We start from the raw sequence: 16071 nt of genomic DNA, 5'->3' as shown, positions 1-16071 counted from the left end.
CGTCGGCCTACTCGGTGACCTTCAATCGATCACTCGGGAAGGTACGCCCTTCGCGTGCAGCCCCGAGGCCGATCCACAGGTCTTGAGCATTGCTCGCAGACTCGGCGGGCCGCCTACCTGGGCCTCAATGAGCAAGCCCAGGTCGTCGCTGACGGGCTCCGGGGAGTCGATGGTCTCTCGACTACCGAGTGCGAAGCGGCCTTAGCCGCTCACCGCGACCGACATCAGCAGGTGCGTCGGGCGGTGACACTGATTGATCTGGAGGGCCCTTCCACGGTCAAAGTCGCCGCATCCAACCTATTGATCATGTCGGGCACGCTCTCCACCGCTCTGGCGGCCACAGCCGAGAACGCCACCGGGAGAACCGTCGTGAGTTCCAAGAGACTTTGTGCGCCTACCTTCGGCTGACTGGGCCCTTCGTTGACGCGGCCGCCGCAGCACTGGAAGAGACATAGGTACAAGCGGCCCGACCATAAAGAACGAGCTGTACGAGCGCGGGTACGGCGGTGGAGAAGGTCCCGACCCGCACCTCACCGGATCGCCGTACACGTAGGCCGCCAACTCGACGTACGCCCACTCCAGTTGCTCGAGCGGGGACCGCTTCGGTCAGTCAGCGTTGGAGGAGCGGCCATCGATCGTCCTCGTCGAGCAGGTTCTGGGGCTCCGCCTCGGGATGGAAAGGATGGCGAGCCGACGGGTGAGCCGGCGGCTCGTGGTCCATTTCCGGAAGTATCGGATCAGGTACCCGTCAGCGGCCCATCAGCGGAGCCGAAGCCCAGTCGAAGGCGTCGCCTCGTCAGCTGTTACGAACTGGTGCTGCCCGGGCTGTTTTTGAGGTGGATGGCGAGGTTTTGGAATGCCGTCCAGGCTTCGGCGTCGGCTCCGTCACCGAGCGGGTAGTGGAGGGCGGGACAGCTGGGGGAGCCGAGCTGTCGCGGTTTCGTTGCGATCGGTGGGCGGCGGGCGTGGGTGAGGCCGATCGTGGCTGTATCGCGTGGGCCGAGGGTGAAGGAGACCGGGAGGGGCGGGGCTTCCAGGTGCGCGGGCAGGGTGAGGTCGGCGCGGGCGTTGCGCAGGGTGGTGAGCATCGTCGTCAGACCGTGTGAACTGACGAGCGTCGCGGCTAGGGGTTCCAGGCTCTCCAGAGGGACTTCGGCGGCGGTGGCGTAGCCGAGGGTGAGGGTCGTGTCCTGGGCGACGCCGGCGGTGGTGCGGGTGATGCGGTGGGTGGCGATGGCCGGGCGGTCGGGTGCGCCGATGGCGATGAGGTGGGCTGGCGCGGGGGCCCGGTTACGGGCGAGGTCGGTCAACTGGCGTGGGGACCAGGGGAGGTTGACGGGTTCTGCGGTGCCCCAGCCGGAGGGTGCAGCGCCGGTGAGGTGGCGCCAGGCTGTTTCGAGGGCACCGCCGAGCAGGAGGTCGGTGTCGGCCTCGTGCACCGTACGGAAGGACACGGTGAGCTGTCGTTGCCCGATGGGTGTGCTCGATGCGGTGAAGGCATCGGCGACGGTGGTACCGGTCGGGGTGAACGTGCCGCCCAGCCAGGCGAGTCGGACGCCGGACAGGCCGTCGTAGTAGCCGCCTGCGGGATCTTGGATGACCCAGCGGTTGGGAGCGCCGCCCAGCGCGGCGCGCAACGGAAGGCTGAGGCGGACGTGGGGTGGTGTGACGAGGTGGAGGGCGCGGTTCACCTGCACGGTGGTGCGCAGGATGTCCGAGAGCCAGGTGCTGAGCGGGACGAGCGGGCGGTCGGCCAGGACGACTGCGGTCGAGTCGGTCAGGACGTCGACGGCAGGAAGGACCGGGGTGGGGGCCGGGGCGGCTGTCTCGGTGGGGTCGTCGTCCGAGGCGCTGGGGGACGTAGGTGTCTGCGGCTGCTCGGCTGTCGTGTCTGTCGCGTCGTCGCGGGCTGCGACGCGCGCGGTGTGGGCTGCGCCAGGCGGCCACGTGGTTCCGCCGAGCAGCATCGTCAGGCGTCCGCACACGGATCCTGCCAGGGCTCCCGCTTCGGGGACGGCCGTGGAGGCGCGGGTCTCGGTCCACCAGAACGGCGGTTCGGGCGCCGTTGCTTGGGGGCCGAGGAGGCGTTCGGCTTCGCCGGGTACGTGGACGAGCAGCGGGGCCTCGACCGAGACCAGCGGGCGGCCGGCCACCGTGCACAGTTGGATGACCGCGCCGTCGTCGGTGGCGGTCAGGTTCAGCTCGGGGCCGCCAGCGTGCAGGGCTGCCAAGAGTGAGCGGGTGTCGGGCATCTTCGAGGTGAGCGCGATGACGTCCTTGGTCACGCCGGGTTCTCCACAGGGTCGGTCTCGGCCGCGAGGGCTGTCTGGATCAGCAGGTGGCGCCGACCACGGCGGACCAGGGTGCCCCGGCCCGGCGGCTGCGGAGAGGCGTACAGGCCCGGAAAGAGCTGGCCCTCCGTGCGGTCGCCGGTCATCACGAGGGCCGTCGCGCCGGTCTCGCGCAGCGTCGTCAGGAACGGCTCGTACAACGCGCGCGAGGCGCCCGCGACGCGGCGGGCGACGACGAAGTGCAGTCCGATGTCCTGGGCCGAGGAGATGTACGGCAGGAACGGGTCGAGAGGCTGCTGGCCGGCGGTGGTGAGGATGTCGTAGTCGTCGACGAGGATCACGATCCGCGGCCCGGTGAAGGCTGGCTCGTCGCTCACCGCGTCCGGGTCGGCGGTTTCCGGGAGGCGCTTTTCCAGTTCGGTCGCGATGCCGGTGGCGAGCGCGGCGGACAGTTTCGCGTTGTGCGCGTAGCCGCCGCGATACGGCTCCGGAATCACGCCCCGCAGGCCGCGCCGCGGGTCGAAGACGCCGAAGACGAGCTCCTCGTCGCTGTACCGGTCCACGAGCGCGCGGGAGATCAGTTGGAGGAGGTTCGTCTTGCCGCATTCGTTGTCGCCCAGGACCAGCAGGTGCTGGTCGGTGCCGAACAGGTCGAGGACAGCCGGGGACAGGGACTCCTGGTCGACGCCGATCGGCACCGCGTGTGGTACCGCGACAGCGGACGGCAGGCGCTGCGCGGGCAGCCGGGTCGGCAACACCCGCACGGGAGCCGCCAGTTCACCGTGCCAGGTCGCGCCCACCGAACGTACGGCGTCCTCGAGCGCAGCCCCCAAGTCGGCGGCCGAGGCGAGCGCGTCGAGGCGCGGCAGGGCGACGTGCGCGAACAGCTTGCCGTCGGTGAGGGCGCGGCCCGGGGTGTCGGCCGACAGGGTCTCGGACAGCTTGCGGTCGACGGAGGAGTCGGCGGGATCGTTGAGGCGTAGTTCGATCCGGCTGCCGAACATCGACTGGGTGGCGATGCGGACATCGTTCCAGCGGAGCATGCCGGCCACGACGTGAATGCCGTAACCACTCCCCCGCTTGAGCAGGTCCGCGACCGCGTCGTCCAGGTCGGCGAACTCGTCGCGCAGCCCGCCGAACCCGTCGATGAGCAGCACCACGTCCGTGGAGCCTAGTTCGGACAGCTCGCCCCTCTCGCGCAGGGTGCGCAGCTGCTCGACGGAGTCGATGCCGTGCTCGCGGAAGACGGCCTCGCGCTCGGCGAGCATGGCGCGCACCTCGGCGACCGTGCGGGCGGCACGTTCGTGATCGGCGCGCCCGGCGATCCCGCCCACGTGCGGCAGGCCGGACAGCGCGCTCAGCCCGCCGCCGGCCAGGTCGAGACCGTAGACGGCGACCTGGTGCGGCGTGTGCGTGACGGCGAGGGACAGTGCCAGGGTGCGCAGCAGAGTGGTCTTGCCGGACTGCGGGCCGCCGATGACGGCCGTGTGCCCGCCGGCCGTGTTCAGGTCGTGCACCCATCGGCCCTGCCACTGCCGCACCGGGTCGTCGAGGACCCCTAGCGGCACCCGCAACGGGCCCTCCCGTCGGGCGAGTTGCAGCCCGTCCGCCGACGCCTGCACCGGGCCGGCCGCCCCCGTCAGCGTCACCGCGTCGGGCAAAGGCGGCAGCCAGATCCGCCGCACCTGCTCGGCCGCGCCCGCCAGCTGGTCCACCACGGCGGACAGCACGGTGGGCCCACTCGTCCGCTCGCGCGGCGTGATCACGGTGTCGTCACCCACCGCACCCGTCGGCATCATGATTGTGTTGTACGGCGGATACACCCACGCCAGCGACTCGTCGTCGGCGACCGCATCGCGCTGCACCGGCCCGCGGTAGGCACCGGAGACGAACCCGGCCTTGAACCGCGTATACGTGGACGTGTCGACCTTCAGATAGCCGAAGCCCGGCAGCGGCGGCAGGTTGAAGGCGTCCGTGGTCTCCAGGACCGTACGCGACTCGTCCGCCGAGAAGGTGCGCAGCCCCAGCCGGTACGACAGATAGGTCTCCAGGCCCTTCAGCTTGCCGCCCTCGATGCGCTGACTGGACAGCAGCAGATGCACCCCGATGGAGCGACCGATCCGGCCGATGGAGAGGAACAGGTCGATGAAGTCCGGCTTGGCGGTGATCAGTTCACCGAACTCGTCGATCACGACGAACAGATGCGGGAGCGGTTCGAGGTCCGGGCGGGCGGTGTCACGCAGTGCCCGGTAGTGGCCGATGTCGGCGATGTTCCCCGCGTCCTTGAGGACCTGCTGACGGCGTTTGATCTCACCGGCCAGCGAGGTGTGCACGCGCTCGACGAGACCGGCCTGGTTCTCCAGATTGGTGATGACGCCCGCCACGTGCGGCAGGCTCGTGAACGGGGCGAAGGTGGCGCCGCCCTTGTAGTCGACGAGCACCATCGCCAGATCCTCGGGCGGATGCGTCGTCACCAGGGCGAGCACCAGGGTGCGCAGCAGCTCGCTCTTGCCGGAACCGGTGGCGCCCACGCACAACCCGTGCGGACCCATGCCGAGTTCGGACGACTCCTTCAGGTCGAGCAGCACCGGCTCGTGCCGGTCATCCAGCCCGATCGGCACCCGCAGGAAGTCACGCTCGCCGCGCGGCGCCCACTGCCGGACCAGGTCCAGGGCGGCCGGATCGTCGATGCCGAGCAGTTCTGGGAAGTCGACCGGGCCGGACCCCGGCGTGCCGTCGGCGGCCGACTCCGGGGACAGACGCAGCGGCGCCAGCATCCGGGCCAGCCCCTCGGCGCCAGCGACACTCACCGGATCCAGGACGCCCGAGACCCGTACGACGTGCTCGCCCCGCAGGTCGTCGACCGTGACCCGGTCCCCGTCGAGGGTGATCCGCACGGCGACCTGATCGGGCTCGTGCACCTGCTCGGCGAGCAGATGCAGCACGGTCACGCCCATGTCACCGAGGGCAACCGCCGTGTCCGGCCGGGGCAGTTCCGCGGCGTTCTGTCCATATTCATCGCTCACCACGAGCAGCCGGCTGCCGAGACTCAGCGCCGTGCGGTCGGACAGGCCGCGCCGCACCTCGGCGGCGTAGGAGGCACGCTTCTTGAGGTCCACGCCGATGAGGCGGGCGAGCTGAGTGAGATCGGGCGCGATCCGGCGGGCGGCCACCGGCCCGTCGAGCTCGTCGGCATCCAGGACATGAGGCAGCCACTTCGCCCATGCCCACTGCTCGACACGCTCTCCGGGTACGCCAAGCGCGAGCGCCAGGTCGTCGGGCGCGTGCGCGACGGCGGCCTGCACGAGCAACGCCCGGGCGACCCGCAGCACGCCCTCGCGGTCGCCGAGTAGGCTCACGTTGCCCACGCGGTCCAGCGGCACCGTCAGCGGATGGTCGGCGGTAGCCGCGAACCGCGCCTGCAGCGCCCGTGCCTCGTTGAGCATGAACGGGTCCGGCGGCGTGAGTACCCCGCTCGCCGAGTTCTGCCCGATCACCACGTCCTGCACCGGTACGTCACCGACACCGACCCTCACCCGCAGGAAGTCGGCGTCGGTACGGCGCCGCTCCCACAGCCGCGCCGGATCGCGCAGCAGGTCGTACAGGGCCGCCGGTGGAGGGTTCAACTCTCGTGCTGCGCCGCGTCGTTCCCGCTCTGCCTCACCCAACTCCTCGCGCAGCTTCTCCAGATATTCCAGATACCGTTCGCGCTGCACCCGCCGCTGCCGCTGTGCCTTGCCGCGCTGCGACAGGAACAGCGCCACGGCCCCGAGCAGCGCGATGACGAGCACGACCGCACCGAGGCCGGCGAACTGGCTGGAGCGGATGACGGTCATCATCACAACGGACCCCATGACACCCGCCATCGGCAACAGGGCCGTGGCCGGGCTGCCCATCTTGCCCTCGGGCAGGTTCGGCGGCGGCTCGATGGTGCGCGCCTCAGCCTGGGGCAGCGGGCGGGTGGCCCGGGCGGGACGGTGGACCAGGTGCTGCGTCATCGGACCTGCACCGCCCGCTGCAGCGCCTGGGCTGCGAGCCGGGTGGCCGCGCCGCGCGTGCCCGAGCCGAGCAATTCCGTACGGATGGGCCCGCCGGCCGCGAGATGCCGGTCGTAGGGCAGGTGCACGATGGTGACCCCTGTCTCGCGCAGATGCGCTGTAGCCGTCTTCAGGTCGAGGTTCAGATCGGGTGTGCCCGAGGTGAGGGCGACGACGGTGGACGCGAGAGCTTGGTGCGGCAGTTGGGCGAGCCAGTCCAGGACGATGCGCGTGCCGCCGACGCCCTCGGCGGTGAGCGGGGCGACGACCACGCGGCCGTGCGCGGTGTCCATCGCGGTTCGGGCCACCTCACCGGGCAGCGTCTCGCAGTCCACGACCGTGACGGCGAAGTAGCGGCGCAGCGCCAGCGTCACCGTGCGGTAGGAGCGGATGTCCAGCGGGGCGCCGAGACGTCCCTGGCTGGCCGGCAGCAGCCAGCCGCCGTCCGCAACCGGTACCAAATAACCGGTGATGTCGGTGAGTTGCATCGAAGGGGTGAGGATGTGGGCCAGTTCGGCGCACGACCAGCGCACCGTCTCAGCGCCGAGTCGCACCGGCAGCGTTCCCAGTGCGGCGTCCGCCTCCAGCGCGAGCACTGGATCGTGCCGGTAGTGGGTGAATGTACGGGCGAGCAGCGCGGCCGTCGTCGTCTTGCCGACACCGCCCCTGATTGACGTCACGGCGATCACCCGGCCCGTGGTGACCGGCTGCTGCAACTCCCGCCCGATCCGCGTTTCCTCGGCGACCTCCTGGGAGGCCGATGAGGTCAGCCGCCGGATCGATTTCCCGGTCCGGCGCGCCACGGAATCGCCGTGCAATGGCTTCCCCAGCGCGAGAGCAAGTCGCGGGTCAAGGGTGGGGACCGACTCCGGGGTGAGGAAGGGAAGGTTGGGACTGGCGGGGCGGTGGCGGACCACCGGCGTGCCGCTCTCCTCGGGCTGGGCCCCTGGGGTATCCGGATGCGCAGGCGCAGGCGGGGCAGCTGGGTAGGGGGTCGGCATGGTGGGTGGGCGGGGCTGGGCCACCGGTTGCGCGACCTGGTCGGGCAGCGGCCCCGGGGGCTCCGGCCGATACTGCGGTACGTCACTGTGGGGTGCCGCCGGCACGGTGTGCGGGGCAGGTTGCTGTCCGGGGTTGGGGCGCTGCTCGTCGGAGCGACGGACCGGGAGAGGGGCCTTGGCGTCCGCCCCGTCCTTCTGGTCCGCCGAAGCACCGTGCTCCGTCGCGTCGTTCGCGTTCGCGTTCGCGTTCGCGTTCGCGTTCGCTGCAGCATCCGGACCGGCTGGCTCCGACGCGGCGCCCCGCAATTCTCGCAGTACCTCGTCCTGCCAACCGCCCTGAGCCCGGTTCATTCCTGCCGCCCGATACTCACGCGAACGTGCCGAGCAGCCGCCCGTACACCCCGAAGACGCCAAGCACGAGCGGGAACAACGCAATCACCCCGACCGACTCGAGCACATCGCCGAACCGGCGCAACCGCACCCGCACATGCTCCGGCGGCTGCACCACGAGCACGGCCAGCGGAACGACCGCCAGCACCACCAGCACCATGAGCGGACCGGCCGTACCGGATCGCTCCAGCCACACCCAGGCCAGCCGCATCACCACCACCGCGCTCGCCGCGAGCAGCGCGACGACCTCAGGGACCAGCGGATACGCCCGCGCCCGCAGCGCGAGCACCAGCGCAACCGCCGCCGCGAGCAGCACCGTCCACACCGTCCCCGCATCCAGGACGAGCGACCCGGCGACGGCAGCGGAAACTGCCGTCACGATTGTCGCGAGCGCGAGCCCACGGTGCGTGGCCGCGAGCGCCGTCGACACCTGATAGCGGCTCACCGACACGCCGCCCGAGCGCCGGTCGTCGAGCCCGGAGAGCCCCGACGCCATCAACGCAAGCCGCGGCAACAGCCCCAGGGCCACCGCCGAGATGACGGCGAGCATCGCACCGGCCCGCCCCGTCGGCTGGAAGGCGAGCGCAAGCTCCCAGCACACTCCGCCCCCGAGGACCGCGGCAGCGCCGAAGACCCCACCGCGTCCCAGTGGCGAGCACCATCCCAGCAGGAGCAACGCGACGGCCACCGCCCCGGCGATGCCGGCGAGCCGCACCGTCCCCGACCAGTTCTGGGCGTCGCCCAGGCTCCATGCCCCGAACACACCCAGCGCGCCACCGGTGACTACGAGCGTGGCGGCGAGCCCGCGCACCCCGGCCCTTCCGCAGAGCGCACCCGCGACCGCGGCGAGCGCGGCGACCGCGAGCAGCACGACGCCCACGCTCTGCGCGGCGAACTCCTGGCGTGCGAGGAAGGAGGCGCCCAGCGCCCACCCGACCGTCGCTCCTCCGGCGACAACGCGTCGCGCGGCGGGCCGCCACCGCCAGGCCCGTACGTCGAGATCGTCTGCGGCCTCATCCGTCACATCGTGGACGACGGGCGCGGACGGCGCGTCCTCGACGCGCACCAGCCGCAGCACCGCACCGTCCGCCACAGCTGCCGACTGCAAGGTGGCGTCCGGGTCCAGGACATTGCCGTCGACCGCCACCAGATGGCGCGTTTGCGGCCGCGCACCCACCTGATCGTCCAGCAGCCGCATCACTTCGGGAAGCAGCCGCCCGATCGGTTCCTGCGACGGCAGCACAAGATCGACCCGACGGCGCTCGCCAACCAGAGTGACCCGGCTCAGCGCCAGTCCCGTACGGCTCAATGCCCCCGCAGATATCACGCGATTGAACCTATCACCGGGCAGAAGACGCAACGGTCGGTGTCTGGGCAGGTGATGTGGACGGGAGCGTGGTCGAGGTCCCGTAGGGGCTCGTGCTCGTGCCAAGAACCCGATGCGAAATGAACGACCACCCCACACACCCGGCACACACCACCGCGGCGATCACCACACCCGCAAACACCTTGCCCAGCCGCTCATCCACAGTGCGCCGTTGCCGCTGCCCACCGAACAGCACAGCATCCCGCAGCCGCCGACGCCGGACCGAGACCGACTCAAGAAGCTGGCTGTCGTAGTCCTGGGCTGACATGGCTCAATTCCTAATCGTTGGTGGGGCGACGGCCTGGATGAAGATCGCCGCTTCCTGCCCGTCGGCCATCACATCCTTCATGTCGATGTGCCAGCGTCCGAGGCGGGAGGCTCCGGCGTATCAGGTGGGGAATTCGCCGACCCAGGTCCGTTCCAAGAGATGCTTGGGCAGGTACTCGGACTCGACTTCGACAGGGATGTCCGCGTCGAAGGCCATGCAGGCGATGGCCAGTGGGCCCAGAGCCACTAGTCCCTCGCTGCTCGTGGATAGTGTGGCATCGCCAGTCCAGTACTCGCGGTGCCAGGTGACCGCGTCTGCCAGGGCGGCGTTGAACGGTTCCGGCTCTTGCCGCTGGTAGCGGTGAAAGATCTCCAGCGGCGGGTAGAGGATCTTCAGCATGAGTTGGGCACTGGCGATGTGGGGCGCCGCTGGGTCCGTGCCGTTGATGGCGGCGACCAGCCTGTCCCAGGTCTCCTGGCGGCCGAACCAGGCGTTCTGCAGCGTCTCCACCCACGCATAGATGTACTCGTCGAACTCCACCCCGGAAGCGCGAAGGAACGAGGCGGGAATACGGGCCAGTTGGTCGAGGCGCTCGTTGTCGCGGCAGATCACGGCCAGGTAGTACGAGGTGAGCCAATTGCCCGCGTGCAGATACTCCTTAGGGCCGGTCGCGGGGAGGTTCTTGATCTCACCTTTGCTCCCGATACGGCACGGAACGTGGCCTTCCACGGCAGCTCCCGAGATGAACAAGCCCGAGCCCACCTGCATCGCGGTGACCCACGCCTCCCACGTCGGGAATTCCCCTGCCACGGGATCCGTCAGACAGGTCCACTTTGCGACGGTCAGCGTGTAATCCAGAGCGTCGATACGGTCGAACTCTGAGGTCTCGAGTTCCGAGAGCGTCTCGATGGCGCTCTTGATGATCGGCGCCATGGATTCGTCTACGTTGTCCACGGGGAAGTCGTGGCGGGGAATGAGGATGACCACGTACCCCCCTTTCTGTCAGTCGATCTGCAATTCTTCCACCTGCTGCCACCGGCAAAGGTCTGACGAGGAGATTCGTCAGAACGGGGACCCTCTCAAGGCCGGTCAGGTCTCGAACTCGCCTACCCACTCACGTTCGAGGAGATGCTTCGGAAGGTAGTCGGACTCCACGTCGATCGGGAAGCCCGCATCGTAGGCCAGGCACGCAATGGCCAGCGGCCCGAGGGCTACAGATCCACTGAGGTCGTTCGCCCGCTTTTCGTCAGCAGTCCAATACGCCTTGTGGAGTTGCAGTGCCTCGACCAGAGCCGCGTTGAAAGCGGCATGGTCCTTGCGCAGGAACTGATAGAAGAGATTGATGGGTTGGTACAGGATGTTCTGGAGTAGGTCCCGGGAAGCGATCGTTGCGACTTCCGGGTACGAATTATCGATTGCGGCGGACAGCTTCTCCACCAGCCCCGGACGCTCAAGCCAATACGTTTGGAGGGTGTCGACCCAGTCGTAGACGTATTCATCACCGTGCGCGCCTGACGCCCGGAGAACTTCCAACGGCACTTGGCACATCTGCGTCATGCGTTCCTGATCACGACAAACGATCGCGAACCAGAAGGCATTGAGCCAGTTTCCCGCGTTGGCGTAGAACTGCGGTCCTGTTGCGGGCAGAGAACGCATCTCGTCAATGACCCGGCACTCCACGGTGCCCTCAGTCACCACCGCTGCGGCAAAGGCGGCAGAGCCGACCTGCATGGCCGACACGGTTGCTCGCCACGTTGGCAGCTCAGACGCCTTCGGATCAATTACGAGGCGGGCCTGTACCTGCATCAGAGCTTCGTTGAGGGCGAGTCCGAAGACGGTGGCCGACCTTCCCAGGTTCTGGACGCTGTCTTCCAGCTCCTCGGCCAAGTCCTGGACATCGGCTTCATCCAGGGTGCTCGGCCTGTCATGCCGGGCCACTGTCTCAGTCACCGATGTCTCCCCTTAGTTGATGTCGAAGGTCCATTTTTGGTAGCCAGCATACTCGCCCGCCGAGGTGACCTTCCCCTTGACCAGGATGTAGTCGACATTCCCTTGCTTCAGGGCCTTACTCAGATCCTTGTACAGTCGTTTCTCGTTCGTATTTCCGTCGAATCCACGCTGCTTCATTTCCCGCATGATGTCGAGGAAGTAGTCTCTTGAACCCTGGCGGGCATCGATTCCGCTTGGCAGCTGTCTCTTCCCCAGGTCTGTGGTGACGGTGCTCTTGGACTCGATGACGACGAACTTCTTGTTCCCGTGCTCGTCCGTCCAACTCCACAGCTGATCGAACTGGTCGTTTCCGTTCTTGGGGCCCGCCAGCTTCTCCATCCGCGCCCCGGGGTAGTGCTCTGGAATGACATGATGCTGCGCGACGGCTTCCCCGAACGCCTCGCTGTCCTCGCTCATGGCCCGGTGGAAGGGCGCATGCTCGGCCTTGATTTCTTCGTAAGCCTTGAGGTTGTCCGGGGTGGGATCTGCCTTGTAGGTGTGCTTCGCATCCTTCAGCGGATCGTGCCACGCATTGTCAGCCGTCACGGAGGAATGTCGCCGCCCCGCCTTGTCGCTGATGGCGTCGAGACCCTCCTGCGTACGCACAGTCTCCGGTCCCTGTTCGACCTTGGAGCCATGGACATACTTCTCAGGAATCGGTGAAGCCTTGTCGCTGGCTGCGATCCAAGACCCAGGGTGATGCGGGTCCTTGACCAACTGCGGCGGTGCGAAGCCGCTTTCGTCGGGGATCGCTACACGTATGCGATGGCCGTTCTTGTGGTAGTACGTCTCGCGGTAGCCCGGCTCGTGATTCGCCCGGTAGACCTGCACATCCTTGATCTGGTGCGGATCGAGGTCGTCGTACCAGCCCTTACCCGTCGGATGCACGCCGTCACCGGTCCGCCCCGGCAGTTCGTCGCCCGCTCCGCTCCCGGACCCACCGTTGGACAGCCCGCGTCCGCCGCTGCTCTCTCCGTGCGCGGCACCGGTAGTCGCATGTCCCGTTGGCCCGGCCGAGCCCAGAGCGCCGTCCCCGCCGACGCTGGCGTGACCGGCAGAGGCTGGTCCTGCGTCCGTTACCGAGTTGGCGGCGGCATGCGCTCCCACCAATTCCGGGCTGCGCGCCCCGCCTTCCGCGGCATCGGCCCTCGCACGGTCGGCAGCCGATGGTTCGACCTCGGCCTGCTCAGCGTGCTGGTGGAGTGTGCCGTCGGCGTTGAGGACGTGGCCGTCGCTGGTGAGGTAGACCGGGTTGCCCTTGGCATCGATGTACTCGATGGCGCTGTCAGGCACGGAAACCGGGCGTTCCGCGAGGGGCAGGGGGTGTTCGGCGGGTGTGTACCTCTCGCCGAGGTTCGCCATGTCCAGGTATGCGCCGGTCTTGAGATTCTTCAGCGTGCTGAAGGTGTCGCCGACCTTGACGAAGGCGAACTTGCCCACCTTGCCGACATAGGTCATCGGGTCGATGGCACGGCCGACCTTGCCGACCGCCGACAGGGCACGAGCCGCGGCACCCGCCTTGCCCGCCCCGCTTGTCGCGCTGCCGACTCCCTCGGTACCGGCCACGGTCAGCACGTTGAAGCCGAACGCACCGGCCGCGCGGGCCGGGTTAGTCTTCCACTGGTCGTAGGCGACGAAGCCTTTCACCGCCTGGTTGTGGACCTTGCGTGAATCACGTAGCCAGGAGGGCAATTGGTCGTCCGGGATCAGCCACCAGGCGCCCACCGTGGAACTGGTGAGGAAGGAGGCGGTCCCCAGCTTGGCGAGGTTGTTCCAGGCCTCGCCGGCCGCGCCCCAGCCGTCCGAGCCGACCAAGGTGCCCAGGCCATGAATGGTGCCGATGACACCGTCATGCCAGACGCCGTCCCACACCTGCTTAGTCTGATGGGCCAGCCAAGCCCAGCCCTCGTACTCCCGCTCGACCGGCGCTCCCCACGGGGTCGCCTGCGCGTGGTCGAGGTCGTCGGCGTTGTAGCCGTACATGTTCTTGCCGTGCGAGCCGTCGTCCGCGGTCAGCTTTGTGCCGCCGATCAGGGCCATGATCTTGTTGTAGGCGGTGCGCTCGGCGGCCTCGAAGGCGGCGACGGTGTGGTTGACGTCGTGCCACAGGTCGTTGTTGTGGTCGACCTTGTCCTGGTCCTTGCGCCAAGCATCACCGGCCGGCAGCGAGTTCACGAACGCGGTGGCATCTGCCTTCAGCGCGTCCAACTTCTGCACCAGCGGCTGGACTTCGAAGCTGTAGTCCGACAGGGCCGTGGCGGCCTTCTCCAGGTCGTCGGCGAACGCGTCCGACTTCTGCTTGACCGGCAGCGTGGTGGCAAACAGCTGCTCCGCCTCCGGTGCGTGGTAAAACGCCGACAGGCCCTGGAACTCCGTGTGCACATCCGAACCGGACGCCCGGAACTGACCCGCGTCCGCCGTCAGCAGCATCACGTCCGTGTCCAGCGTGGCCAGGTCGCCGATGAAGTGCGGGATGCCGGACGGGTCGATCAGCTTCGCCTCGTCGCCCACTGCTACCGGCCCTCCGTACGACGGCCCGTCCCGCCCTCGCCCGGCATGTGCACCGTGGGCTCCTTGGCCGCCGCCCGCTGCGCGTTGCCCGCCTGTTCCAGTGCGCCGGCCAGGTAGTGACGGGTGGCTTCATCCGCTCCGTGTAGGGACTTCGACGTCCGCTCGGCGATGTACTGCAGATCCCGGCCCCAGTGCTCCGCGAACTGGCCCAGTGCCGAACCGACCAACCCGACTGTACTGGTGTACGGCCCGTACTGACTCGTCAGCGTCCCCGCCGCGGAGGCCGCCTCCTCGAGATTGCCCTGCATCGCCGAGCCAGCGTCCGACAGGTCCTTCGCCGCGGTCCCCGTCTTGGACAGCACGCCGTACACCCCGGCCGGATGGATGTCCCACCCCGTCACAACGTTCCCCCTCATCCCTGCCGGACAGCCGCCCGGCATGCAACTACCGCCGTATCAGCCGATGTTGTCGACCGCGGCCCGGGCCTTGGCCAGGGTGGCCTGTGCAGTGCCGTCGTTCTGCTCCAGCGTGGTGCGCACGAGCTGGATGATGTTGCGTACCTCGTTGGCCGCCTTGTTCCAGCGGACTTCCTTGCCGTGGTACTCGTCCGAGACGCCGTCGGCCTGGAAATCCGCCATCGCGGCCTTCACCGCACGGTCGCGCTCGCCGAGCACGGTCTCCAGGCGGCCGATGATCCCCTGAAGACTGCTCTGTACGTCGGCGGAGGCGCCAGTGTCGTAGGAGCGACGGTCCAAATTGGCCATGCTGCTCACATCCCCATCGTGGTTCAGCCGTGGAAGCGGGCCGCGTCGAAGTTCGCGGCGCTCATCGTCTTGTGCGCGTTGTCGGACTGTTCCTGATCGCCGGTGGCGAACCCTGCGTCCATCCCGGACTGGCCGCCCAGGATCGACGACAGCGACCCGTTCAGCGCGGCAGTGATCTCATCTGCGTGCAGCTTGAACGAGTCGAACATGACCTTGCCCTCGCCGTTGAACTTCCCCTCCAACGGCTGTGCCGCGGCAATCAACTGCTGGATCAGCGTGCCCAGATCGTCACTCGACCCGATCGTGCTCTTGGTCAGAGTCGCAAGCGTCGTTGACCCCATGTCGAATTTCATGGAGATGTCCCCCGCACCCGTAGTCCAGATCGTCGACATGCGAGACGTCGCAGCGTGCTCGGACGCCACTCGCGTCACATGCCCAAGTGCTCATCGTCACCTACGAGGAGTTGCTGACGCAACGCCCAACGTGTGGAGTGGCTTGATTCACAAGCCTTCGCTGCCGAACGGGCGGCGGTGACGTGGCCGTCTCTTCCGGTCGGCCGGATGAGTAGCCACACTGTGGTCAACTGCGTCGCGCAGAGTGCCCAACCACGCCGCCGCCGTTGCGTGCTCACGTGCGAACCAAGCTGAACCCGACCTGATCCGGTCGTGGCGGCGTGTCCTGGACGAAGCCCGGCGATCCCAACCGGCGCCGTCTCTGGAGCCGGAGGATCCCGGTTCGTCTCCCGGAAGTCCTGATGGCCAGTGAAGTCAGTTCGCTCGGCGCCTGCCCGGATACGTGGCGGAATTGGGCAGAGGAGACAACGGGCAAGGCCATCATGTCCGATGAAAACGCGGTCCCCAATGCTCGGGGTGGCCCAGCCCTGCTCACATGCTCGATGTGTTGGTCCCTGACAAGAATCGCCCATGGCATCCGGGCTATTGAGGACAGGGCGCTTCTGGAGCAGCTCGCCGACCCGCGCACCACCTTGGACGTATGTCTCACGTCCAATCGTGAGCTGGGCGTTGTGAAGCACATCAACGAGCACCCGCTGCCACGCATCCTGGAGGCCGGGGTCAGCTGCTCCTGGCTAGCCACTGCTCCCTCGGATCCGGTGATCCACTGCTCCTGGGCACCAGCCTGCTCGACGAATATCGCCTCGCACGTTCACACCTGGCGCTGGTGGATGCGCGACTGGCCGCACTGGCCCGCACGTCGATCCAGTCGTCGGGGCACCGGACCACGTCCTCATGCGGGCCTTGCACGGCATCGATTCCTGGCTCAGCGACGGCAATTCGACCTGAAGGCAAGACCAACCCGGGCCCACAGGGCGCGACCCAGGCCAGCCCGAAGTGTCTGCGCCTGAGAAGCCGTATTCCTATCGATCATGAGGACGGTTCTGGTCGAACAAGGTGCCTGGTCGGGTGATCTTGGCCGGGTGGATGCATGAGAACAGG

At 68.1% G+C, this 16071-nt stretch carries 12 protein-coding genes; 1 reads left to right on the top strand and 11 read right to left on the bottom strand.

Annotated elements, in window-relative coordinates:
• Positions 1 to 803: 803 nt before the first annotated feature.
• From ACFY10_RS54915 to ACFY10_RS54865, 11 genes are all read right to left on the bottom strand, one after another.
• A complete protein-coding gene (locus tag ACFY10_RS54915; RefSeq protein ID WP_390672966.1) occupies positions 804 to 2285 on the bottom strand; it encodes a DUF6177 family protein in 1482 nt (493 codons plus the stop codon).
• On the bottom strand, positions 2282 to 6289 hold the full coding sequence (gene eccCa / locus ACFY10_RS54910) for a type VII secretion protein EccCa (RefSeq protein ID WP_390672965.1): 4008 nt from the start codon (positions 6287 to 6289) through the stop codon (positions 2282 to 2284). The genes ACFY10_RS54915 and eccCa overlap by 4 nt, the downstream gene beginning before the upstream one ends.
• Complete coding sequence (locus ACFY10_RS54905; protein ID WP_390672964.1) at positions 6286 to 7131, bottom strand: type VII secretion protein; 846 nt, start codon at positions 7129 to 7131, stop codon at positions 6286 to 6288. Before ACFY10_RS54905 ends, eccCa begins: the two co-directional genes overlap by 4 nt.
• Before the next feature lie 565 nt (positions 7132 to 7696).
• Entirely contained in the window at positions 7697 to 9046 is a 1350-nt protein-coding gene (gene eccD / locus ACFY10_RS54900) for a type VII secretion integral membrane protein EccD (RefSeq protein ID WP_390672963.1), read from the bottom strand.
• Between the two features lie 13 nt (positions 9047 to 9059).
• Complete coding sequence (locus ACFY10_RS54895) at positions 9060 to 9353, bottom strand: hypothetical protein (RefSeq protein WP_390672962.1); 294 nt, start codon at positions 9351 to 9353, stop codon at positions 9060 to 9062.
• A gap of 120 nt (positions 9354 to 9473) precedes the next feature.
• Positions 9474 to 10340, bottom strand: a complete 867-nt coding sequence (locus ACFY10_RS54890; protein WP_390672961.1) for an immunity 49 family protein — start codon at positions 10338 to 10340, stop codon at positions 9474 to 9476.
• A gap of 102 nt (positions 10341 to 10442) precedes the next feature.
• Positions 10443 to 11303, bottom strand: a complete 861-nt coding sequence (locus tag ACFY10_RS54885; protein WP_390672960.1) for an immunity 49 family protein — start codon at positions 11301 to 11303, stop codon at positions 10443 to 10445.
• 12 nt (positions 11304 to 11315) lie between these two features.
• Entirely contained in the window at positions 11316 to 13853 is a 2538-nt protein-coding gene (locus ACFY10_RS54880; protein ID WP_390672959.1) for a hypothetical protein, read from the bottom strand.
• A gap of 2 nt (positions 13854 to 13855) precedes the next feature.
• Complete coding sequence (locus ACFY10_RS54875; RefSeq protein ID WP_390672958.1) at positions 13856 to 14254, bottom strand: DUF6507 family protein; 399 nt, start codon at positions 14252 to 14254, stop codon at positions 13856 to 13858.
• A gap of 54 nt (positions 14255 to 14308) precedes the next feature.
• Positions 14309 to 14617, bottom strand: coding sequence for a pore-forming ESAT-6 family protein (locus ACFY10_RS54870; RefSeq protein WP_275775792.1), 309 nt, complete (start codon positions 14615 to 14617; stop codon positions 14309 to 14311).
• Between the two features lie 23 nt (positions 14618 to 14640).
• Positions 14641 to 14970 (bottom strand): hypothetical protein, encoded by a 330-nt coding sequence (locus ACFY10_RS54865; RefSeq protein WP_390672957.1) that lies wholly within the window; start codon positions 14968 to 14970, stop codon positions 14641 to 14643.
• A 401-nt stretch (positions 14971 to 15371) separates the two neighbouring features.
• On the opposite strand from ACFY10_RS54865, the gene ACFY10_RS54860 reads away from it, so the two are divergent.
• Positions 15372 to 15980, top strand: coding sequence for a hypothetical protein (locus ACFY10_RS54860; RefSeq protein WP_390672956.1), 609 nt, complete (start codon positions 15372 to 15374; stop codon positions 15978 to 15980).
• Positions 15981 to 16071 lie beyond the last annotated feature (91 nt).

The sequence above is a fragment of the Streptomyces sp. NPDC001401 genome (assembly GCF_042895385.1).
Lineage (GTDB): Bacteria > Actinomycetota > Actinomycetes > Streptomycetales > Streptomycetaceae > Streptomyces.
The sequence above is the reverse complement of the archived record's forward strand: the minus strand, read 5'-3'. Positions and strand labels throughout refer to the sequence as shown.

Coding starts and splice junctions, on each gene's coding strand:
- ACFY10_RS54895 (WP_390672962.1), bottom strand. CDS start 9,353: ATGTCAGCCCAGGACTACGACAGCCAGCTTCTTGAGTCGGTCTCGGTC.
- ACFY10_RS54865 (WP_390672957.1), bottom strand. CDS start 14,970: ATGAAATTCGACATGGGGTCAACGACGCTTGCGACTCTGACCAAGAGC.
- ACFY10_RS54870 (WP_275775792.1), bottom strand. CDS start 14,617: ATGGCCAATTTGGACCGTCGCTCCTACGACACTGGCGCCTCCGCCGAC.
- eccCa (WP_390672965.1), bottom strand. CDS start 6,289: ATGACGCAGCACCTGGTCCACCGTCCCGCCCGGGCCACCCGCCCGCTG.
- ACFY10_RS54860 (WP_390672956.1), top strand. CDS start 15,372: ATGGCCAGTGAAGTCAGTTCGCTCGGCGCCTGCCCGGATACGTGGCGG.